Origin of the sequence: Paenibacillus antibioticophila (assembly GCF_000455265.1) — a bacterium.
GTDB classification, from domain to species: Bacteria; Bacillota; Bacilli; order Paenibacillales; family Paenibacillaceae; genus Fontibacillus; species Fontibacillus antibioticophila.
Window position 1 is genome coordinate 108789 of sequence record NZ_HG005140.1, and the last position, 22685, is coordinate 131473.

At 49.5% G+C, this 22685-nt stretch carries 20 protein-coding genes; 8 read left to right on the forward strand and 12 right to left on the reverse strand.

What is annotated here, in order from left to right:
- The 4 genes from TX85_RS14400 to TX85_RS14415 form a co-directional block, all read right to left on the reverse strand.
- Positions 1-387 (reverse strand): ATP-binding cassette domain-containing protein (locus tag TX85_RS14400; RefSeq protein ID WP_148444379.1); only part of this gene is annotated, 387 nt, incomplete at its 3' end.
- Positions 388-390: 3 nt separating this feature from the next.
- Complete coding sequence (locus tag TX85_RS14405; protein WP_044480211.1) at positions 391-1008, reverse strand: ECF transporter S component; 618 nt, start codon at positions 1006-1008, stop codon at positions 391-393.
- A gap of 91 nt (positions 1009-1099) precedes the next feature.
- Positions 1100-1837, reverse strand: coding sequence for an energy-coupling factor transporter transmembrane component T family protein (locus tag TX85_RS14410; RefSeq protein WP_044480213.1), 738 nt, complete (start codon positions 1835-1837; stop codon positions 1100-1102).
- Positions 1838-1870: 33 nt separating this feature from the next.
- Complete coding sequence (locus TX85_RS14415) at positions 1871-2443, reverse strand: GNAT family N-acetyltransferase (RefSeq protein ID WP_044480215.1); 573 nt, start codon at positions 2441-2443, stop codon at positions 1871-1873.
- Between the two features lie 202 nt (positions 2444-2645).
- Between TX85_RS14415 and TX85_RS14420 the strand changes: the two genes are divergently transcribed.
- Together TX85_RS14420 and TX85_RS14425 are read left to right on the forward strand one after the other, a co-directional pair.
- The gene (locus tag TX85_RS14420; RefSeq protein ID WP_044480216.1) at positions 2646-3356 is read left to right on the forward strand and encodes a hypothetical protein; all 711 of its coding nucleotides are present in this window, start codon (positions 2646-2648) and stop codon (positions 3354-3356) included.
- 262 nt (positions 3357-3618) lie between these two features.
- Positions 3619-4599, forward strand: a complete 981-nt coding sequence (locus TX85_RS14425; protein ID WP_044480217.1) for an alpha/beta hydrolase — start codon at positions 3619-3621, stop codon at positions 4597-4599.
- A 1-nt stretch (position 4600) separates the two neighbouring features.
- Here the strand turns inward: TX85_RS14425 and TX85_RS14430 are convergent, their stop codons facing one another.
- A complete protein-coding gene (locus tag TX85_RS14430; RefSeq protein ID WP_044480218.1) occupies positions 4601-4816 on the reverse strand; it encodes an aspartyl-phosphate phosphatase Spo0E family protein in 216 nt (71 codons plus the stop codon).
- Positions 4817-4973: 157 nt separating this feature from the next.
- The gene (locus tag TX85_RS14435; RefSeq protein ID WP_044480219.1) at positions 4974-5261 is read right to left on the reverse strand and encodes a hypothetical protein; all 288 of its coding nucleotides are present in this window, start codon (positions 5259-5261) and stop codon (positions 4974-4976) included.
- A 140-nt stretch (positions 5262-5401) separates the two neighbouring features.
- Between TX85_RS14435 and TX85_RS14440 the strand changes: the two genes are divergently transcribed.
- Positions 5402-5902 carry a GAF domain-containing protein gene (locus TX85_RS14440; RefSeq protein WP_044480220.1) on the forward strand — a complete coding sequence of 167 codons (501 nt, stop codon included), beginning with the start codon at positions 5402-5404 and terminating at the stop codon, positions 5900-5902.
- 1242 nt (positions 5903-7144) lie between these two features.
- Here the strand turns inward: TX85_RS14440 and TX85_RS14445 are convergent.
- Positions 7145-9265: an endonuclease MutS2 gene (locus TX85_RS14445; protein WP_044480221.1), complete on the reverse strand. Its 2121-nt coding sequence runs from the start codon at positions 9263-9265 to the stop codon at positions 7145-7147.
- Between the two features lie 542 nt (positions 9266-9807).
- On the opposite strand from TX85_RS14445, the gene TX85_RS14450 reads away from it, so the two are divergent.
- Positions 9808-11700 (forward strand): LTA synthase family protein, encoded by a 1893-nt coding sequence (locus TX85_RS14450; protein ID WP_233500754.1) that lies wholly within the window; start codon positions 9808-9810, stop codon positions 11698-11700.
- Between the two features lie 99 nt (positions 11701-11799).
- Here the strand turns inward: TX85_RS14450 and TX85_RS14455 are convergent, their stop codons facing one another.
- A complete protein-coding gene (locus TX85_RS14455) occupies positions 11800-13215 on the reverse strand; it encodes an MATE family efflux transporter (RefSeq protein ID WP_081671754.1) in 1416 nt (471 codons plus the stop codon).
- Positions 13216-13581: 366 nt separating this feature from the next.
- Between TX85_RS14455 and TX85_RS14460 the strand changes: the two genes are divergently transcribed.
- The 4 genes from TX85_RS14460 to TX85_RS14475 all read left to right on the forward strand — a co-directional run bounded on the left by TX85_RS14460 (position 13582) and on the right by TX85_RS14475 (position 16831).
- Entirely contained in the window at positions 13582-14481 is a 900-nt protein-coding gene (locus TX85_RS14460; protein WP_233500755.1) for a helix-turn-helix domain-containing protein, read from the forward strand.
- Positions 14482-14599: 118 nt separating this feature from the next.
- On the forward strand, positions 14600-15469 hold the full coding sequence (locus TX85_RS14465; protein ID WP_049894971.1) for a DegV family protein: 870 nt from the start codon (positions 14600-14602) through the stop codon (positions 15467-15469).
- Between the two features lie 165 nt (positions 15470-15634).
- Positions 15635-16057, forward strand: a complete 423-nt coding sequence (locus TX85_RS14470; RefSeq protein WP_049894972.1) for a hypothetical protein — start codon at positions 15635-15637, stop codon at positions 16055-16057.
- Between the two features lie 66 nt (positions 16058-16123).
- A complete protein-coding gene (locus tag TX85_RS14475; protein ID WP_044480223.1) occupies positions 16124-16831 on the forward strand; it encodes an AIM24 family protein in 708 nt (235 codons plus the stop codon).
- A gap of 1070 nt (positions 16832-17901) precedes the next feature.
- Here the strand turns inward: TX85_RS14475 and TX85_RS14480 are convergent.
- The 4 genes from TX85_RS14480 to TX85_RS14495 all read right to left on the reverse strand — a co-directional run bounded on the left by TX85_RS14480 (position 17902) and on the right by TX85_RS14495 (position 22664).
- Entirely contained in the window at positions 17902-18918 is a 1017-nt protein-coding gene (locus TX85_RS14480; RefSeq protein WP_233500778.1) for a phosphodiester glycosidase family protein, read from the reverse strand.
- Positions 18919-19675: 757 nt separating this feature from the next.
- Positions 19676-19990: a rhodanese-like domain-containing protein gene (locus TX85_RS14485; protein WP_392391845.1), complete on the reverse strand. Its 315-nt coding sequence runs from the start codon at positions 19988-19990 to the stop codon at positions 19676-19678.
- Positions 19991-20094: 104 nt separating this feature from the next.
- Positions 20095-21273, reverse strand: a complete 1179-nt coding sequence (locus TX85_RS14490; protein ID WP_044480225.1) for a glycoside hydrolase family 130 protein — start codon at positions 21271-21273, stop codon at positions 20095-20097.
- A gap of 206 nt (positions 21274-21479) precedes the next feature.
- Complete coding sequence (locus TX85_RS14495) at positions 21480-22664, reverse strand: AGE family epimerase/isomerase (protein ID WP_233500756.1); 1185 nt, start codon at positions 22662-22664, stop codon at positions 21480-21482.
- Positions 22665-22685 lie beyond the last annotated feature (21 nt).

Consider the following 22685-nt stretch of genomic DNA (forward strand, 5'->3'; position numbering starts at 1 on the left):
CACCTCGTCCTCTACTCTTCCCAGGACCAGCTGCGCGTCCGGGTCCTGAAAGACGAGGCCGATGGTCCGGGCCGTCTCCCCGATCTTGGCATCGGCAGGATCGATGCCGTTCACCAGGATCTCGCCGGTTCGCAGTCCTCCGCCGGCTCGGGGCAAGTCCCCCGCCAGTATCCTCGCCAGTGTAGACTTGCCGCATCCGCTCGGCCCCGCAATCGTGACCCATTCTCCAGGCTCCAGAGAGAATGTAATCTCGTCAAGCACAGGCTTACTGTCTGCCTTATAGCGATAACATACCCGCTCAAGCCTGAGCGCTTCCCCTACAGCAGATTCGGATTCCACCGTAATTAGCTCCTCCTTAAGAAGCTTGTCCTTCACACCTGTCTTCATTGCTTATCCTTCCAACGTAGATTTTGCAGCGGCAAAGCGGCGTAATAAACCGCTCTTGACCAGAGCATCCCCAACAAGCTTCGAGAGAATCCCGGACAGAACCATTCCGCTTACGATTCGTACAACCAAAGCCAAGGCAAGGATATCTCCGCTCCAATTTACGTAGCCGAACATTCTAGCCGCAAAGTAGAACCAGATCGGCACCAAAGCCCCGCCTGCCAGCATCATCTGAGCCATTCCCCATTTGCGGTAACGGAATACCGCAAATACAGCTTCCGCAACCACCATATAACAAGCAGCTGCCGCAAAGGCGGATGGAATCCCATATGCCGAGCCCATAAATGACTGGACAACCGCTCCGATTCCAAAGGTAATAACAGCCGTACCCGGTTTGCGAATCAGGTAGCAGGCAAGCATTCCGTAGAGCATATACAGTCCTGTAATCGTGGATGTAGCAATAGGTCCGCCGAGGCCGTTCAATAATTGATTCACCGGTGAAATGTACATTGTCAGCACTCCGTTGGCTGCAGCCAGCATCGCCATCATAACGATCTCTGCCGTAGTAAATGCGGAAAACCGGATTCTGTCCTTTATACTCTTCTTCGTTTCTTCTGCGCTCATTATGCTCATCTCTCCCGTCTCTAATTGTCAACCTAATTTAAAAATATAAGTTGACAATTAGAATGCGTCAAGACTTTTCTTTTTCAATCTGCTAAAACATCATCATCACTGACGCAAGCACCACACTTGTCAGCATAATGACATATCCCGAGCGTTCTATCCGAACTTCCCTCAGATAGGTACGGCTGGAATAAGCGCCGAAGCCCTTTGCCTCCATTGCTCCTGCGGTCTGCTCCACACGGCGGATGGCTCCCGAGAATACAGCAACCAGGCTCTCCCGTCGAAGCATCACCCGTTCCCGAAGTCCGCGGGGGGCCCGTCCGAACCGAAGCTTTCTGGCCTGGGCATGAACCCGCCCCTCCCTCTCCAGCAGCGGCAGGAAAGCGAGAGCCATCGATACACCATAGACCAATCGATAGGGAAGCTTCAACCGATTTGCCATGATAACGACGAAATCCTGCGGATCGGTGGACCAGATGTAAATGACCGAGGATAAAAACATGCAAAACATACGGAGCGAAATTGCCGCCGCATATGATACCGCCCCCGCGGAAATTGGAAGTCCGGGAAACAATTGAGCTCCTTCTCCCGGTACACTGATTGCTGTAATCACAAATAACGGAAGTGCAAAGATAATAATATACCCCATCCGGCCAAACAGCTTCAGCCAACCGATTCCCGCTCCATACCGCGCCAGAACCAGCAGCACGGCCAGCAACAACAGCAACGGAGCTGGAGTATCCCAATACATCGCCAACAAGGCGACACAGAACAGGACAACCAGCTTGGAGAGGGGGTCCAGTTTATGTAAATTCCATCCCGTGTTCATTTCTCCGCCAGCCTTTCAGAGGTTGTTCCCAAGTCATTTTTTGATCGATAACTCATAATCTCTTTTGAGCAAAGAATACATCAACAAGTCCGTAAAGCCACTCTTTGTCATCTGATACTCCCGAAGCAAGCCCTCTTCCTGAAACCCCAGAATCCGAAGCAGTGATCGCGAGGAAGCATTCTCAGGAACCACCAAAGCCTCGATTCGATTTAAACCCATCGTATGATAGCCAAAGGACAGCAGCAAATGCAGCGCTTCGGTCATATAACCCTTCCGCCAATAGGGACGGCCGAGATCATACCCGATTTCTCCACGGTAAGCACCGGCAAGCTCCCACACATTATAGCCGCAGCTCCCGATCAGCATCCCGGAGGATTTCAGTTCAATTCCCCAGCGTATCGCATCCTCGCTCTGAGACAGCCCATTCAGCAGATGGATCATTTGCCATACATCCTCTTGCGTTTCAAAGGGAGGTATGTTCATATGTTTAACAACCTCCGGATCGCTCCAATAGTCCAGCAGTACCGGCACGTCCTCCCGCTCCATCCTGCGGAGTCTAAGTCTATGGCTCTCCAGGATAGGAATTTGTCCGCCGCATTTGTACATGCTTCTCCCTCCTTATCAAATCATGGTATCCCAATTATATAAACATACAAGCCCGCTGCTCGTCAAAACAAACGAATATAAAAAATTGCTTTTTTAATTTTTATTAAAAATTTTGCTGAAACACTCCTGAAAGCACTTGACACCATCTCTTTAGTGGTTTAAATGTATAAAGGAATCTATTCCCAATTAAGGAGGGAAATTAATGAAGAAAAAAGTCGTTATAGGGTTAATGTTAGGTACACTGACGCTTGGGTTTGGATCAGGAGCGCTTGCGGCAACAGGGTTAGAGCCCATTAAAGCGTATCTGAACAGCAAGGTTTCTCTGAAAATGAATGGGGAAACTGTGACCGTTAAAGATGCCAACGGCAAGACTGTTTTGCCTATTACCTATGATGGAACAACCTATTTGCCTATTCGAGGACTCGGTACATTGCTGGGAACAGAGATTACTTATGACAACACAACCTCTTCGGTGATCATTGGCGGAAACAGTGGTTCCACACCTTCACCGACAACTGACAAGTTGACGTTAAGTTCTTTGGCGGAAACCGTACTGGGTACCTCTGCATGGCATACCAAAGACCCCAAGGATACATCCTATGACGGCAAAGATTACAAAGATGTTTACCTGAACACCGACACCGTTAAGCAGGGAAAGAGCTTCCAGATCATGACTTCAAACAAATATTCAACGCTGCATCTTGAACTGGCGACGCTTAATGGTTCGCAGGAAATCACAATTATAGATCATAACAATACAATCTTGAAATCACTTACCGTTGCACCGAGTAATGGATTGGTTTCTGTCGATGTAGATGTAGCCGATACAGACTTTATATTTGTGGAGATCGTTGACGCAGATCCAGGTTCTTCCTTATTTGTCCCTTTGACCACATCGTATTTGGTTAAATAAAAAACCTATAGATTAAGCGGCATCAAACGATTTAGTAAAAGAACCTTGTACTTTTTCAAAGTACAGGGTTTCTTCGTATTTTGCCTCAATGTTCAACGCTGCTTCACTGCTGTTCACTGTTTCTCCGCTGCGATTCAGAGTCTGATCTATTTCCGCATTACACTCCCTTTGAAATGTAAATGCACCAAGTTCTGATTTTCTTAGACAAAAAACGGGGATACTACTTATAGCTACAGCATCAGCGTGAAGGAGTGGGTATCCGATGATTTACTTGCTTGCCGCCGGGTTATGTGTCTCCGTTATCTTAGTTATCGGCAGTCACTATGGTTTTCGACTGATTACTCAGATGAAGCACCAGAGCAGCGAGGGCATTTTCGACTATCTTGAGCATTGCGGCATGTACAGCAGAGAAAAATTCAAGAGGCTGGAGAAAAAAGAGGTGCAGACCACCTCGATAGACGGACTGAAGCTAGGCGGTTATTTGGTTGAACCGCATCGGAACGGGAAGCGCTGGATGATCCTTGTCCATGGCTATACCGTTTCGCTCTATGTTTCCACACAGTATATTGAGTTGTTTCAAAGGGAAGGCTTCAATCTCCTTCTGATCGACCAGCGGAGACACGGGAAAAGCGAGGGAAAATATACCACCTACGGATACATGGAGAAGCATGATATCGCAGCTTGGGTTGCGTGGATTGTTGACCACTACGGAGAGGACTGCTCTATCGGTCTGCACGGTCAATCTCTTGGCGGCGGTACCGTACTTGAGTACCTTGCCATAGCTGACCCTCATGTGAAGTTTGTTGTTGCGGACTGCCCCTATTCAGACCTGACCAAGCTGCTCCGCCATCAGATGAGCGTCTTGAACAAGCTTCCCGCCTTCCCGCTGCTTGGCATGATTAATCGCCGGATGCACCGCAGTGCCGGATTCCGGATGGAACAGGTCAGTCCCTTGAAGGCCGTACAGAACAGCACACTTCCCATTCTGTTTATACATGGAACCGAGGATAATTATGTCCCCACCTATATGAGCGAAGAGCTCTATGAAGCCAAGCCCGAGCCGCGGAGCTTGTTGCTTGTAAAAGGAGCGGTGCACGGAAATGCCTATGCCGTTGATCCGGTGCGCTATGCCCGGGAGGTTCAGCAGTTGATCCAGCTGGCGTTGAAGCCAGAAGCAGAGAACAGATCCGGGTTATCCGGCATTTCCGTATCCGGTCCGGTTTCTGCGCTTCCGGGCGGATGACTCATTGACCTACCATCTCGTGCTGAGCCATGACGATGTACGTATCCAGTCGCTGGCTCAGCTCAATCACAATATCACTGCAGAATCCGTTATGCTCTGCGGCGTGGACAAGCTGTGCACGGAGCTGTTCGATCATATCCGACAGCTCGTTGCTTACTTTGGCTTTGGTGACTGGCGGCTTTTTATTGCATGTATTCGTAAAGTACGAGGCTGTCATACGATCACCTTCCCATAGTCTTACAGTCATTGTATCGCATGATGCAAAAAAACATATTATACAATTTACATGAAATATGGTTTTTTTTGACGATTGGTGTAGAAAAAATGCCTGCCACCACCTTCAAGTGTTGTCAGGCATTTTGCATCAAAGTCAGTCAGTCTCTCTGGGGTGTCTGGTTGACCGTCTTGCATAAATGATCCAGCACACCCCGAATTTCCTTCATTTCTTCCATACCGGCCCCGGTGATGGAATAGTTATCCTCGTACGAGGTAAGAAAATTCGCGTCTGTCAGCTGCTCCAGCTCCTGCTTGACCTCCCGTTCTCCTACCTTGTAGCCCTGCGATTCGAGAAGAGCCAATGTACCGCTGACCGTGAGCTTCTCCAGCGTAGCCTGGTTCAGCATATGAATACGAATGAACAAATTTTGCACGTCGGCACGCATGCCTGTTCCCCCTTCCCTTTTCGGCTTCAATGCTTCGACCTTACGCTACAAATTTACCCTTGAAAAAGTTTTGGGAAACAGCCAAGAGTGCCCGAATAGCGTTATAATGGGAGTTGTACACAAAGGAGGTTCATTCGATTATGTTTCACGCCAGCACTTATGAAGGTACGCGCGAGGAGCGGGAGCAAGCCGCTTTATCCCAGCTTCACGCATTAATTGAAGGCGAGAGCAGCACGGCCGCCAATCTGGCCAATGCTTCCGCTCTCCTTAACTTTTATTTACAGGATATTAACTGGGTCGGCTTCTATTTGTTCGACGGAACAGAGCTTGTGCTTGGCCCGTTCCAGGGGCTCCCTGCCTGCATCCGGATTCCGCTCGGCAAGGGCGTCTGCGGTACGAGCGCAGCACGCAAGGAGACGCTGCGGATCGAAGATGTCCACGCCTTCCCCGGCCATATAGCCTGCGATGCCGCTTCAAACAGCGAGATCGTCATTCCTCTAGTGAAAGACGGGCAGCTCCTCGGTGTCCTTGATATCGACAGTCCGCTAAAGGGACGCTTTAGTGCTGAGGATCAAGTCTTTCTGGAGCGGTTTACCGACCGTTTGACTGAGGCTTTACAATCTCCGCTGACATTGTTTTAGCCAATGGGCGAACATGATGCCATAAGCTGACATTTTCGTGCTTGCGTCTGTGACATGCGAGCAGGAAAACAGTTAAACGTAATAGAGCGAGTTAGATGGGCAACATGTGAAGAGTTGCTACGATCGCTGTTGTTCGCGGATTTCTATGATGGGACTAGGTTCTAACAAGGTAGAAATCCGCTCACAAAGGCGAACGCTCCGCTTCTTCACAACCCTTCACACTTTTGCCCTGGCTACTTCGCCTTCGCAGTTCAACTGATACGACAGATTGCACCATGGCTGTGCCACATGTTTCATTACAGTAAGCTGGCCACCTGTGGCATGCAAGTAGGATACTCCGCGCAAGCCTCCCCCCAACTCCCCCTTGCTATCAGGATCGCCTTAGTCATTACGAATGGAAGCCAGCACGATTCACTTTACGCACAGCCCAATGGAACACTGGCGCCTGGAGTTGCGCCCACTCGCACGTCGCTTCGGCCTTGCGCAGAACGCGGAACTTCGTTATCTGACTAGGTATTCTTGTTCCGAACTTCACTCATCCAGCTTATTCAGCCTCATTCCGGCTACGCTCCAGTGAAATTACCTACCTTAAAATCTTCATTCGACGCGCAAACCCACTTTTAGTGAAAAAACTTACCTTAGATCGCCAGTAACTAGCCAAACCCGTGTTTTAGTCAACTTTAAGTACAAAAATTTCACTATATCCGCATTTCTAGCATTTCCACTGAATTTAAGGTAACTTTTTTCACTGGATGCGTACGATCGTATTTTCATGACATCGAACGATCACTGTCATGCTGCGAAACACCGCGCCCTGAAGAGCCGCGCTCAGTGCGAGGTGTACGTATGCGTATTTGGTGGGAAAATTGCTGATCTACTGAAACAACTCTTGCTTTGCGGGATTGTTGTAATTGGGGCATCTACCCAATGGTGTTGCGGTGTTGCGGTGTTGCCTATTTACTGTTTGTAATTCATTAGTGCCCGGCACTTATAGAGCCGAGCTAAAGAGCCTGCGTAGCAAGGGCATAAGTGTGAAGGTTACTGCAGAAGCGGAGCGGTCACCTTTGTGAGCGGATTTCTACCCTACTATTTCAATCAGAGAATCCGCGAACAACAGCGATCGAAAGCAACCTTCACACGTTACCCCCAGTACGCAGAAACGTTAGCCTGTTTTATACTGCTGCACTCTTGCAGGAAACTGCGGTGAATGGAGCATTGGCATTAACTTCTGCATTGATCTCATTATTCTCCCGGCTTGCGGATAATTTCCATCCCTTCGATATGGCGTTTTCCCATAAGATGCCGTCTCTTCCGATTCTCCTTCGTATCGAAGATGATGTCCATGTCATAATCCTCCGGATACAGTGCCTCCTTCTTCAGATAAGGCTTCAGCCGCTTCCAGTTCATCTTCATGCGCTGCCGCTGAACCATAATCCCCACCATTCCGCGATGATCCTCTGCTTCGGTCACGATTCCGATCTTTCCCAGGGCAGGGATCTGTACCGCATCCCCCACTTCAAAGACCGGTCTGACCACCGTCTCATGAACAGCGGGTTGAAGCTCCCGATCCGCTTGCTCCTGCTCACGATCTTGCACACGCTCTCCCTCTTGCTCCTCCGCCCGATCATCTCGTTGAAGACGGGGACGGTTGGTTTCTTCTAGGTCCGCATCTGGGTCTGTATCTGGGTCTGTATCTGGGTCTGTATCTGTGTCTGTATCTGGGTCTGTATCTGTGTCTGTATCTGTGTCTGTATCTGTGTCCGTATCTGTGTCCGTATCCCTATCCGTCTCTGTCCCCAAGTCCATGCGCAGCGGGCTATGCGAAGGACTGCTCTGAACAGGCGTCATAACAAGCTCACGGGAACGAGTGATAATTCCCTCCGGAATTCCCAGCTTGCAGGCAATATCGATCGCATAGCTCTGGCCGGCCAGCCCGATTGTCAGCCGGTACAGCGGCATAAGCGTCTCCGCATCAAATTCCATACGGGCATTCTCAAAGCCTGACGCATGGGAAGCAAAGGTCTTCAGCTCATTAAAATGGGTCGTAACCAAAACTGTGGACCCTTTACGCCTGAACTCTTCAAGAATAGCAACCGATAAGGCAATGCCCTCACCGGGATCGGTTCCCGCGGCGAGTTCATCAATGAGCAACAGACTGCCCGGTCCAGCCTCCTGAAGCATCGCCGCCAAGCTGTGAATTTGAGCCGAGAAGGTGCTCAGCGATTGCTCGAGATTCTGCCCGTCGCCGATTACCGCCATGACCTCGCGATAGACTGAGAAGCGACTGCCCGGCAGGACCGGGACCAGCAGACCGGATTGCACCATCAGTGCAAGCAAGCCCAAGGTCTTCAGAACAACCGTCTTTCCGCCGGTATTTGGTCCGGTAATAATGAGCGCTTTATAGTGCTTCCCAATGGAGAGATCCAGTGGAACCATGACATCGAGAAGCTTTGGATGCCTTGCCCCGCGCAGCACCGTCTCTCCAGAATCATTCAGGATGACTGGCACCGCATCCATGGATGCAGCATACCTCGCCTTAGCGAAAATAAAGTCATACAGGCTTGTAACCTCAATATTATGCTTAATCGTATCTGCCTCGTACTCTACCAGCTCCGTCAGCATCCCGAGAACCTTTGCCTCCTCGCGCGCTTCCTCCCCAAGCAGAACCTCCAACTCTCCCTGAAGCACAGCGATCTCATCGGGCTCAATGAATACGGTCTGCCCGCTCGTAGACTGGTCGAGCATTCTTCCCTTTACTTGCTTGTAGAATTCCCGCTTGATCGGCACCACATATCTTCCGCCCCGCTGACTGATGATGTTCTCTTGAAGAATGGAGGCATAGCGCGACATGAAGCCCTGAATCTTCTTGCTGATCTTCTCCTTCGCCATCTCCATCCTGCGCCTTACCTTCTCAAGCTCTCTGCTCGCTTCATTGGTTACTTCTCCATGCCGGATACATCGGTTAATTTCTTGTCTAAGGGCAGGCAGGTCGCGTAGAGAAGCCGCGTGAATACCGATCTGCCAGGCTGCATCCCCCTTGGACTCTATATATTTCCGTAAATGTCCGCAGCTCTGGAGGAATACCTGGACGGCGGTCAGATCCTGCTCTGAAAAAAGGTAACCTGTGCCGAGGAGCGACGCAACCACCTCTATGCCTTCAAGCGAGGGGAGAGGAACACTCGAACCCCGCTTCACGAGAAGCAGCGCCTCGGCGGTCTCTTGCATTTCTCGCTCGATCCTCCTTCTGTCACTCATAGGAGCAAGCTTAGCGATTCTATCCCGACCGGCGTAAGTGACCGCAAAGGTCATTAGGTCCTGCTTCATACTTTCATACTCAAGCATGTGTAATGTAAATTTCTCCATTTGTATTCCCTCCTAAGGGTATAAAAATAGGGCAAAAGACAGCACGAATGCCATCCTTTGCCCTTGTGTCTCCTGTATATGCTTCATTCCGGACGCTTGCAGCAACAAAAAAAGCCGTGCTGGAAACAACACGGCTTCGGATATCGGTCCGAACAAGCATACAGCGATCAAGCGCTATTCGATGCTTTGCGTGTGTTCTTAACTAATCACAGAACCGAAATTGGGTAATACAAAACAAGGCTGCCTGATTCCTTTTCAAAAAAAGAAGCCATGCCTCGCCATTTGCTCCAAAATCAGCTCGTATGAAATTGCTTAGTTAAGAACGCTCACCGTCATCAATAGCTCTCCCTATCACTTAGGATACATTAAATTTACCAAATATTGAGACCACATGTCAATAACCCCGTAGGATCAGGGTATAGTATAGTTTTTCTTGGAATAACTTGCTAAATATGTGATTTGGCTTATTTTATTCTTCGTTTGATTTCATGTATTATATGAGAAGTGTTTACTTAGAGTTTACGTAGAGATAAAACGAAAGGATGGGACATACTGTGATCGCATCAAATCGAACCTGGCTTGGAAATACGAAGCCCTTTGTCTTTTTTACAATAATCATGATTTTAAAAACCTATCTTACCTGGATCTCCATCTTTGACGGAGTGCCGCCATGGGGACCGCTGCTGAGAGAACTGCCCTTTATTTGGGTGCTCTTCTGCCTGATCGAAATGTTCTCTTCCAAGCGCAAGATCGGAATTTATGTGGCCGTTAATTTAACAGTAACCGCCATTTTCTTCGCAGCAATTATGTATCATAAATACTATGGCGTTATTGTTACCTTTCACGCCCTCCAGCAGGTCAATCAGGTGACCGCGGTCAAGAACAGTGTATTCTCGCTGCTTGCTCCTTATTATTTGCTGATCTTTCTAGATATCGTCGTCCTCTCCTTCTGGTTGTTCCGTAAGAAACGGGCCGAGAAGCTGAGAGCCTTCTTCAATCTGAAGAAGCTGAATAAAGGCTTTATCGCAGTTGTGTTTGCAGCTTCCCTGGCACTTTGCCTATTTAATGTATGGCCGAACCGGGCAAGCATGAACGAGATCAAGCAGGCCGAACAAATGGGGATCCTGAATTATGAAACCTATGCGATTGTATCCGCAACGAAGCAAGAGGATCTGGTAGACAAGAATCAAATTACCCAGGCGAAAATTGATAAGATTAAGGCAACCGCCCCGGATGCCGAGGTAAAGTATGCCGGGGCCGGTCAAGGCAAGAACCTGATCATCATTCAAATGGAGTCCTTTCAGAATTTCCTGATCAATTTAAAAATCGACGGTCAGGAAATTACGCCGGTCATGAATTCGCTTGTGAAGGATAATTTGTATTTCAAGCACTTCTACCAGATGGTCGGACAGGGAAATACATCAGATGCTGAATTTGTAGTGAACACCTCTTACTATATTCCATATAATGAGGCGGCAACCCAGAACTATCCCGACAAGGATCTTCCTAGTCTACCGAAGCTGATGAAATCAGCCGGATATGATACAACAACCTTCCATACCAATGTCGTTGATTTCTGGAATCGGGGCGCGCTCTATGAAGCTTTGGGATTTGACCGTTATTACGATCAAGCTTTCTTCGGCGATGAAGACACGATCTTCTTCGGGCCTTCTGACGAGGTATTGTATAAAAAGACCGCTGAGGAACTGGGCAAAATGCAGGATACGGGCACACCGTTCTACTCTCATGTCATTTCCATGACGGCACATCATCCATTTACGCTGCCGCATGAGAAGGATTTGATTGAAATGCCTGAACGTTATCAGGACAACATGGTCGGCGACTATATCCGTGCCCAGAACTATGCGGATCATGCGCTTGGCGAATTCATTCAGGACCTGAAAGACCGCGGTATCTGGGATAACAGCGTAGTCCTCATTTACGGGGATCATCTTGGCTTGCCGATGTACTCCCTTGATAAACAGGGTCTGGAACTGATGAAAGAGATTTACGGCCGGGATTATGGCTATATCGACATGATCAACATCCCGCTCATCGTCTCGATTCCAGGCGCAGGGCCTGCCGAACTGGATCATGTTGGCGGTCAGGTCGACATTCTTCCTACCGTAGCCAACATTATGGGATTATCGCTGGATCAGCATCTGCATTTCGGCCAGGATATCATGAATCATACTTATAACCTGCTGCCACAACGCTATTACTTGCCTTCAGGCTCCTTCCTGAACAATAAAGCACTGTTCATGCCAGGAATCTGGTATGAGGACGGCACTCAATATCCGTTCACCGAGGAGGCTGTCAGTCAGGCTCTCACAACCGAGAACGAATATAACAGAGCGCTTGAGCTGCTCCGGATGTCCGATAGCTATGTTCAGCAGCTGCCGGATCGGGTCAAGGATGAAGAGGCCGCAGAATAAGGTATAGGCGCAAAGCCGCAAAACAATAAAGTTGGACGGAAAACACCGCGTTTTCTCGTCCAACTTTTATTTTGGGACTTATTAGACAACCCTATTTATTCAAACAGCGGGGCTCGGGGTACACTCCGTATTGCAGGCATCATCTTTTTCATACTCCCGCTCCCGCTGCAAATCTGCTTCCTTCACCCGAAGGCATTTTCGCTGTCTCCAGCGGAAATACGATAATACACCGCGAATATATTCATCACTGATCATGCTGAGATAAATCGCCACGATTCCAAACCCGAACCAGACGCCGAACAGATAAGAACATCCGGTAGCAACCATCCACATGAAAATGAGGGAAATGTTCATGGTATAGCGGGTATCTCCGACGGCATTCAAGGAGTTCCCGATCGCCATATTCACCATTTTACCCGGCTGAAGCAGCAGATTGAGCCATAAAAGCACCGTACAAAGGCTTAAAATATCCTGATCCTGGGTAAACAGCTTCATAATATGCTCTCCGAACAATACAAGCAGAAAAGCATTCACGATAACTAAGGGAAGTCCGACCTTAAGCACCCTGAAGACAGCGCTGTAGGCCTCCTTGGTCTTTCCTGCTCCATAGAGATGCGCAATCTGGATTTGCACGGCCAGAGCCAGCGAGAAGCCGAGCAGGAAGCAGAACGATTCTAATGTATTCATGTAGGTCCGCGCAGTCAGTTCGGTCGTCCCGAGGATCGAGAGAAATGAAAAGATCGCCAATTGAGAGAATACCCAACTTGCCGAGTTCACCCCCAGCGGCCAGCCGATCACCAGTATTTCTTTGAACAGCCGCCGATCAAAGACGGAGAAGTCGCGCGGCAGGATTTTCCGGACAAAGGACCCAAGGAAAATGAACAGCAGCACAAGCGTCGCAAGCAAGCGGCAGACCACAGTCGAAATGGCAACACCTGTCAGCCCCAGCTGAGGCAATCCCAGCTCTCCGAAAATAAAACCATAGTTCAGGATGATATGAAGCACGTTCATCCCAATAGCTGTCATCATCGGCCCTTTTGTATTGCCGGTATTCCGAATCGCCGTGCTGAGGACCGCCATCATCGCGGTCAGGATCATGCCGCCGCCAACAATAGAGATATAAACCTCTGCCAACGGAAGCAATTCTGTCGGCAATTGCAGCATTGCCGCAATTTGGCGCGGTGCCACAACTAGTATCAGGCTGAGAAAAAGACCGATTGCCGCGGTCACGTTAAAAGCGATGATCGCCACGGTACGTGCTTCCTCTTCCTTGCGGGAACCGATTTTCTGGGCGATAACAATCCCGGCCCCGCTTGCCACAGTTGCAAACAGCGTCATAAGCGCATTAAACAGCTGATTGGAGAAGCCGACTACCGCTACTGCGTTATCAGAAATCCGGCTGACCATCAATGTATCAACGGCCCCCAGCAAAAATTGCAAAAATTGTTCAATAAAAATCGGCCATGCAAGCATCCATAGGGAAAATCTGTTACCCTTTCCTTCTTGCTGTTCCATCACAATTTCAACCTCCTGTGAAAACGGTAAGACATTCCCTGCCGTATCTCTCTTATCTTATTATATAAGTTAAACTATTGAATTTTACGTTTTGAGGGCAACGTGTGAAGTGTGCTTACGATCACTGTTGTTCGCGGATTTCTCTAATTGAACTAAGATATTATAAGGTAGAAATCCACTCACAAAGGCGAACGCTTACGCTTCTTCAGCACACTTCACACTTATGCCCTTTCTACGTAGTTTATATAGTTCAACTTATATAACATGAATCACATTATAGATTGAAAAATGTTTTTATTGTATCATTGAACCAACTCAATCTTTCAATATTCCAACCTCATCATGGCATGAATGGAGTTGTAAACGTTGTCAAACATTATTGAATTCACCGCACCCCCGCTGCCTCATTTCATTATGAGCGGTCTGGCTGCTCTCCCCCCGGGAGGCAAGCATCCCAGCCGGAAAAATATCGGGGCATTCGACCTGCTTGTCGTGCGGAAAGGAACCCTGTTCGTCGGTGAAGAAGGAAAGGACTATGTCATCTCTGAGGGCCATGCGCTCATCCTTCGTCCAGACTGTCACCATTATGCCTATGAAGGCTGTCCGGACGAGTCAGCGCATTACTGGCTCCATTTTCAACTGCTAGGAGACTGGAAGGTCATTAATGAATATCCGGTTGCGGGGCAGCGGCTGATCGACCATGAGTCCAAGGGCTTCCTTTCTCCCGATCCCTTCGAAGTTACGCCCTATTCGGTCTTTCTCCCTCAATTTACCAAGCTGGTTCAGCCGCAAAAAATGTTCGACACCTTGCATGAGCTGGACTCTTTGAATCAAAGCACACATATGTCCAGTGCCAGGCTAAAGCAGCAGGCCTTGTTCCAGGAGATCATAATGCTTCTATCCGCTTCACTGGAGGCGAAGAATAACTCCCCCCAATCTGCTTGTGCCGAGAAGGCCGCAATATATCTAAAAGCGCATTATCGCGAACCCTTCTCGGCTTCCCGGCTCGGGGAGGCCATCAACTTCCATCCGGTGTATATCGCCCGCTGTATGCATAACGTGTTCGGATGCTCTCCTTCCGCTTACCTGCTCCGGTTTCGCATAGATCAAGCCAAGCTGCTGCTGCTGCAGACCGATTGGCCGGTGGAACGGATTGCGGAGGAGGTCGGATTCAATCAGGCGGCCTACTTTACCTCCAGCTTCACCCGGATCGAGGGCTTGGCTCCACGCAAATATCGTCAACGCTTCAGCTGGAATAGAGGTTAACCGATCGGAGCATGCCGCTAGGAAGCCGAACAGACTTTTTTGCGTAAGCCGCCCCCCTTGCACTATAATCAAAGTTACAGGACTTTATATCTAATACTCATTAACTGGGGGAGAAGCGTTGACACAAGTCAAAATATTTGCCGACAGCATATCGGATGTTCCGGAACGTTGGATGGAGGAGTACGATATCGGAATCATTCCGCTCTATGTTGTATTTAGCGGAACAGCCTATAAGGACAGACATGAGATAACTACGGATGAAATTTACCGCCGTGTAGATGAGACCGGGGAGCTGCCGCATACGACTGCCCCTTCTCCGGCTGACTTTATCAGCGCTTTTGCTCCTTATATCGATAAAGGCGACACTATTGTATTCATTAGCATGTCATCAAAGCTATCTTCAACTTATCAAAATGCGCTGATCGCCGCAGACGATTTCCCTGCAGGCAGTATCTTTGTCGTTGATTCCCTGAATGTCTCCGGCGGAATCGCGTTGCTGGCTCGAAAGGCTGCCGAGGCAGTACGTGAGGGCAAAACGGCCGAGCAAGTTGTGACCATGCTTGAGGAGCTTCGCGAACGGGTTGAAATTGAAGTGCTCGTCGACAGCCTGGACTATCTTCATCGGGGCGGCAGAGTATCCAATGTCCAGCACATGCTGGGCAGCCTGCTCAAGATTCGCCCTGTGCTCCGTATTAAAGAAGGTAACGTCATCTCTGCCGATGAATACCGCGGCAAGAAAGAGAAGGCCGTGGAGCGAATGCTTCATCATTTCACCGAAAATATTCATAAGGTGGACCGCGAGCTGATTATTGTAGCTCAGACACTGGCGGAGCGGGCTGCCGATTATATCAAGTCAACCTTGCTTGAGAGGACTGACACGAAGGAAGTTGCCATTATTGAGGGCGGCTGCGCCATCTCTTGTCATTGCGGTCCGCGTACAGTTGCGATTATGTATTTACGCCGACCTGGCTGCCAGATGTACGCTTGACCAGGATTATTGAATTATGCCGTTCTGTTCGATGCTGATGCATCCCGCAGAGCGGCCTTTTTTTCACATTGCCTCATGTCGTTTAAGGATAGAATAAGAAACTTTATAGACTTTTCAATCGTATTGTAGAGTACAATTGTCGAGACATGTTATGGAGGTGGCGGGATGCAAATTCAACGATGGTGCCAGAGAGCTTTACTGCTGGCCGTTGCTGCGGCAGCAGGATGGAGCAGTCTGTATACCCCTGCTGCACCGCATGCCCAGGCCGGTTTTTTTAGCGATATGTATCAAGGAATCAAGGATATTTCGGAACTGCCGAGTGAAGTAAATGAACTGAAGGAGAGCTACCAGCAGACACAGGACAAGCTTGAAGAGGCGAACGCCACCCTGGAGGCTTACCGTCAGCAGAACGAGGCTTTACTTGAGCAAAATCGGGAGCTTACGGAATCCGTCGCTGCATTGACGACGGCTCAGCAAAACCGGGAGAATCAGTCGCGCAAGCTGAGGATAATGATCATTACAGGGGTACTGCTCATTGCAGGTTATTTTGTAGTGCTGCGGTTGATCCGGGTGCTGCTCAGACGCTAGCTGGTCCATTCAATCCGCTGTACAATAAGCCGATCAGAAGCCCGGCATGAAGGGATTGATCCATAGATGAAAATCGAGAATCAACATCAACCGGGCGGCGGCTATGGCGGACAAGCCGTCAGGTTCTTCCTGGACGAAGGGGAGCAGCTTCATATACTGCACCCTGCCCAGGTGATCGCCTACCGCGGCGCTACGGCCAACCGGGTAGACAGGCTAATGAATATCAAGGGGATGTACCGCAAACGGAAGCTGGTTCGGGCTGATTTTACCGGCCCTTGTGAGTTAGCAGCCTCCCTTCCTCCCGGCATCAGTCTTAAAGCTATTTCTCTTAGCGGGGGCAGCGATCTGCTGTATGATTTCCGCCATCTCTTCTTCTATACAGATCATATAACTATGGAATCGCGCATTCTGAGCATCAAAAATATGATGATCACCCGGGATGCTGTGAAAATGAAATTTTCCGGCGAAGGAGAAATCGGTATTTTGACCCAAGGCCAGGTGCTCGAGCTGGAGCTGCATCCTGTTGAGCCGCTATATGTAGAGGCGGGCTGTGTAGTTGCCTACCCCGAGTCCGCGCGAATGGAACTGGCTGTGTACGGCAATCATCTGGCCAGCCAGCATATGCGCTACCAGTGGAAAATTACGGGCCAAGGCTCCGTACTGGTACAGGCCACTGGCGGCAGCCGTCTCCAGCAGGAGCTGGAGAGCGGCGATGGAATCGTAAAGCGGTTCTTGCGAGAAGCAATTCCCTTTGGGGGCGTGATTATTAAGTAGCGAAAACCTGTTTATGAGCTGGCGAATGCTCAGGTGAGTCAAACAGGAAAATGTGCAGCTAAACAAAAAGAAGGCGCGTTAGAGGGGCAACGTGTGAAGAGTTGCTACGATCGCTGTTGTTCGCGGATTTCTATGATTGGACTAAATTCTAACAATGGAGAAATCCGCTCACAAAGGCGAACGCTCCGCTCTATGCTTCCGAAGTAGCTTTCTTGCAGAAAGCTTTTACCCTTCACACTTATGCCCTGCTTACTTCGCCTTAGGAGTTTAACTAGCCCCCTGTTTGCACATAGCTGCGCCTAAGCTACACTGCAATAAGCTTGCCGCTTGCGGCAGCAAGCAGGAGACTACACGCGGCCTTGGGCTAAGCGTGTGAATGGCAAGCTCGCGCGATAGCTTACGCACGACACCGTTAGCATACCGAGCGCATGGAGTTGCCCTAGAGATGCGTTAGGAGTTAGTTGCACCCAGCCTCAGGATGCTCCGGTCTTGCACCGAAGCTATGCTCAATTGATCGGTATGCTTGTCTTGCTTCAAACTTCACTTGCTCTACATGACTAGGCTAATTCGACTCCTGCTCATTCCAATCGCAATTTAGTTACTCCCCTTAACTTCTCCATACGACTCACATCCACCGTTAGAAAAATCCGTACACCGTGGGCATAGTTAAATTCACGTGCTTATCCATTAGGGGCAATGCTGCATACGTAATGCATCAGTGCATCCGGTGGCCCATATGCCGGATGAACGAGCCTGTATATATGCATGTCGAGGGATACAAGGATGCTGCCTTAGGCAGCTGTATGAGCACTATTAGTGCATCCGGCACTATAAAGCCGAGCTGAAGAGAATGCGTAATAAGGGTATAAGTGTGAAGTTTGCTGTAGTAAAAGCTTTCTGAAAAGAAAGCTTCTTCGGGAGCATATGCTCGGAGTGTTCGTCTTTGTGAGTGGATTTCTACCCTGCTATGGTTTATTCAATCAAGAAATCCGCGAGCAATAGCGATCGTAAGCACACTTCACACCTTGCCCACAACACGCAGAATCATTATTCTCCCTTTTGGAAATATATCACTTTTTGCCGGCATCGATATCCTGGGGACGCAATCCCTCCCAAATGTTCGGAATCTCCACTTGATCCGGATCCTCAAAGACAAGAAAGGCCGTCGGTAAATACCGTTCTCCGTATTCGGATGACGGCTTATTGGCGATCTCTCCGCCTTTCGTGACCAGCACGGTCGAGGAACCGCCGTCCAGATTGGCAGCAATCACCGCTCCATGATCCAGCATGATCTGCTGAACATCGTAAAGACTAGCCCCGATGCTGTAGCCGGGCTGGCGTCCATCGATCACGACAAAGAGAATCGCGCCGTCCTCCCGCTGCCCCATTGCCGTTCTTGGAGCAATTCCCCAGCCTTCCTTCTGGCTTTTGATCTGCCCCTTGCCATTCACAATAATACGGGGCTGGAAGGTGACCGCCTCCTGAATGCCCAGCTCGGACAGCTCGGTTAACGTATATTTGCCGGCGATCATCTTGCCCTTCTTATCGATACCGACAATTTGGGTCGCATCGTTGGCTCCGATTCCATTGTAGTAAAGCTTCCCTTGGGAAATAACGACTCCGATCGGCTTGAAGCCGTTCCCCTTCCAGTTTGGATCCGCAAAGCCGCCGCCATTGACCCCGGCAACCGCCCCGGTGCGAGCCACCATGCTGGATACCTTCTCCCCCTTGCCAGTCTTGGCTGGAACGCCTAACCGGATCTTGGTCGGATCGTTGACCGTCAGAACAAAACCATGGTAGCCCGTACCGGAAACCTCTTCGATTTCAATTAAGGGCTTCTCTTCCTCGGCCCCCTCTTCCTCTTCGCCAGTTGGAAGGTTAATCGTATGCGTATCCTCCTCGGTTCCCATGGCATCAAATTGAGCCTGGTAGGCAGCAACACGCTTATCCAATTCTGCTTGTCCGATGATATATTTAGCCCAATGACGGTGCTGTGTCGTGATCAGCGTATCTGCCATCAGATAACGCATACTGTTGCCTGACGGAGTTAGAAATAGCCAAAGTGTGCCTAAAACCCCGATGACCATAAAGGTCACGACTAAACGGCCGATAAACCGTAAAAATACACCTTTCTTTTTTCGGCGCGGCTTACGCGTTGTCTTCCTTTTTTGCTGCCCCTGATTCTTGCGTGCCGTAGAACGGCTGGGCAATGATGATGGAGTAGGCATGCTTGATCTCCTTATCTTGCTTATTCACTTGCTCTTCTTCATGTTAACGACTTAAGCCTGAGAAAAGTTTCGCCGAAGTTGAGGGTATCCCAAAGTCATCGCAGAGGTTAGGGACACCTTTTTCAAAGTAACGTCATGCCGTGCGTTGCGGAACAAGTGCCATTAAGCATTAAAATTGTTGGCGGGCGGCTCCGGGAGGCGAAATAAGTGCCGAAAGGCATTAAAATTGCTGGCGTGGGTGCTCGTGCGTCAAAAATAAATGCCAAAAGGCATTAAATTGCTGGCGTGGGTGCTCATGCGTCAAAAATAAATGCCAAAAGGCATTAATTTTGCTGGTGCGGATGCCGGTGAGACCATTATAATCCAGAAGGTCACTAAAGCTTCAACACACTAAAGCTTCGAGGATTGCCAAAACCAGGTGATGTTTGTCAGATTCAAGTAAGTTTGAAGGTCGGGTGGATTTCCCTCACTCCTTGTTTGATCAAAGAAGCCTCAGTGGACACAAGAAAACAAGGGATCAAGCGGCCTTCTCTCGCTTTGATCCCTTGTTTCCTATATGAATATCACTCTACTTTGTTATTAAGGGTGTAAAGAATTTTTGGGACACCCTCGTGTGTTATTCGATCTCGCCTTCCCAAAACATCATTCCGCCCATGACATTGACGGCTCTGAAGCCTTGCTCCTCCAGCCATTCACAGGCCAGCGCGCTTCTTCCCCCGCTATGGCAGATAACGAACCATTCTTCCTGCGGGTCCAGTTCGTCCATTCTATGTGGAAGCTGCCCTAATGGAATGTGCCTTGCACTCGGGATATGACCCTGGAACCATTCATGAGGCTCCCGCACGTCAACAATATGCAGGCCCTCTCCCCGCTCCAGCCGATCATTCAGCTCTTTGGAAGATATTTCTTCAAAGGGTAAACCATTATGCACCGCTATCATCTCCTTCGTGAGAGTACCTCTGGTGCATAAGCATAGGGGAAGCATAGCGGCTTGTCAAATGACCGCCCGCTCTCTGAATCTCCTCTTTCTCTTCTTTAGCTCAAAAACTCCAAATTACGGTTTATCAATTCAATTCGCTGCTGCACACAGGCATAGGAGCGAAGCGGGTCCTCCGGCGTGTTCAGCACATAGTCAAGCAGACGGTCAACCGTAGTGGTAGCCACATGGCAGCGCGTGTCAGAGGATGCATAGTACAAGTAGACGTCCCCATTTTCTCTGGCGATCAAACCGTTAATGAACACAACGTTCGAGACATCGCCGATTCTTTCTTCTCCTTCCGGGGCAATCAGATAACCGGCCGGAGCATGCAGCAGCGTCGACGGATCCTGCAGATCGGTCAGGAAGGCATACACGACATAGCGCAGGCCTGACGCTGTATTTCTTACGCCGTGCGCAATATGAAGCCACCCCTTCTCCGTCTTGATCGGAGCCGGGCCTTGGCCGTTCTTCACTTCTTTGATCGTATGATAATAACGGCGGTCTATCATCGTCTCACTCTCAATAACAGCAGGATTCATACTGTCGGACAGGCCCCATCCGATTCCTCCGCCGGAACCGGCATCGATGAATCCGTCCTGCGGGCGGGTATAGAATGCATACTTCCCGTCTACGAATTCGGGATGAAGCACCACATTGCGCTGCTGGGCCGAGCTGGTCTTCAGATCCGGGAGCCGCTCCCATGTCCTAAGATCCTTTGTACGTGCTATACCAGCCTGAGCAACTGCACTCGAGAGATCCCCTGGAGCCGCATCAGGATCCTTTCTTTCTGTGCAAAATACACCGTAAATCCAGCCGTCTTCATGCTTGGTCAGACGCATATCATATACGTTTGTGTCTTCCTCTTCGGTCTCCGGCATCACAACCGGATGATCCCACAAACGGAAGCCGTCAACCCCGCTATCACTCTCGGCAACGGCAAAAAACGACTTCCGGTCCACACCTTCCATACGCGCAATCAGATAGAACTTTCCGTCAAGCTCAATAGCCCCTGGATTAAAGGCCGCATTGACACCGATCCGTTCCATGAAATACGGGTTCGTCTCCGGATTAAAGTCATAACGCCACACAAGCGGAGCATGGGCATGGGTCAATACAGGATTGGCATACCGCTCATAGATCCCGTTCTCGGAGAACAAAGCTTCATTTTTACGGGAAATTAATGCCTCGTAGCAATCCTCGATCTGTTCCTTGCGCTGTTCGAACAATGTACTCATCTGTTATACACAGCCCTCCACAAATTTAATATAATTAACAATTTATACCATTAAATAAGCGATCAAAAGTTAACCTTTCAGCACCGAGAAGGTTGGATGAAGTTAGGGACAGAGTAGCGGAGCGTAGGCAGAACCTACGTGAGCAACGGAAGGCCCGGCTGAATTCAAGATTCGATGCCGAGTCACTTCAAGATTTTGCTTCGTGATCAAAGGTTAATACGTTCGATAATTTCAAAACAGGCCCGACCGTTATGATACGGACATTTCCACTCGTTGACCTTCGGATCGTTGAGGTCCGGATTGCCAGCCCGGTCTGTCTTCCAATACCACTCTCCATGGATCGGATCAACAATATGCTTACGGGTGAACCCCCAGCATCCCGTAGCTGCCTTCAGGAAGCGCTCTTCTCCGGTCATTTGCCAAGCATTCACGAATCCTACGATCGCTTCAGCCTGCCCCCACCAGTGCTTATCTGTGTCGAAGACGCCATTGGCATCCCCTTCCCACATAATCGCTCCATCAGCATCCATTCCTTCCGTCAACACGGCATCCGCCATTCGCAGCGCCGCATTCCGGGTCCGCTCAAGCAGTTCGGCGTCTCCGTACAGCTCTGCTGCCTCCATGAGCAGCCAGCTTCCTTCGATATCATGGCCATAAGAGACATGGCTGGACTTCAAGCTCCAATCCTCATCGAAGTACAAATGAAAATGACCGCCCTCTTCATCAACGATCCGATCGAGCATGTCTCCTATTAATCTCCTGAATTGCTTCTCCAGCTTTGGAGCTCTGGCAATGCGGAAATAGTTCGTATAGGCCTCCAGAACATGAAGGTGGGTATTCATCGACTTCTTATCATTCTGATCATGAATACCAAGGCGCATATCCCCTTCATCCGTCCAATCTCTCGCATAGGCCTCAACATACCCTCCGTGAACCGGATCAAAGCCTTTCTCAACTACTTCGAATACTTCTTCGGCAAGAGGAAGAAGATCCTTGCGTCCACTAGCAAGAATAAATTCGGATAGCGCATAAAGGTAAAATGCCAGCCCATAAATCTGCTTTTTGGTCTGCAGGGGACGTCCACGATAATCGACCATCCAGAAATACCCCGGATACTCCGGGTCTCGGAAGTGAGCTTCAAGATAATGCAGCGCCCTTTCTGCCATTTCCATATATTCCGGCTTCGGTTCATGCCGATAGGCACGGGCGAAGGTCCAGAGAATCCGGGCGTTCAGCACCAAGCCCTTCGGGGCGTCCGGCACCACGGTCATATCGCTGTTGATCTGTCCGACAAATCCTCCATGCTTAACATCAATAGAATGCTCTAACCAAAAACGAAGAATATCATGCAGCTCTTTGTTCATTTCCTGCTTAAGCTGTAATGGTTCCAATTCTTATCACCTCTATTTTGT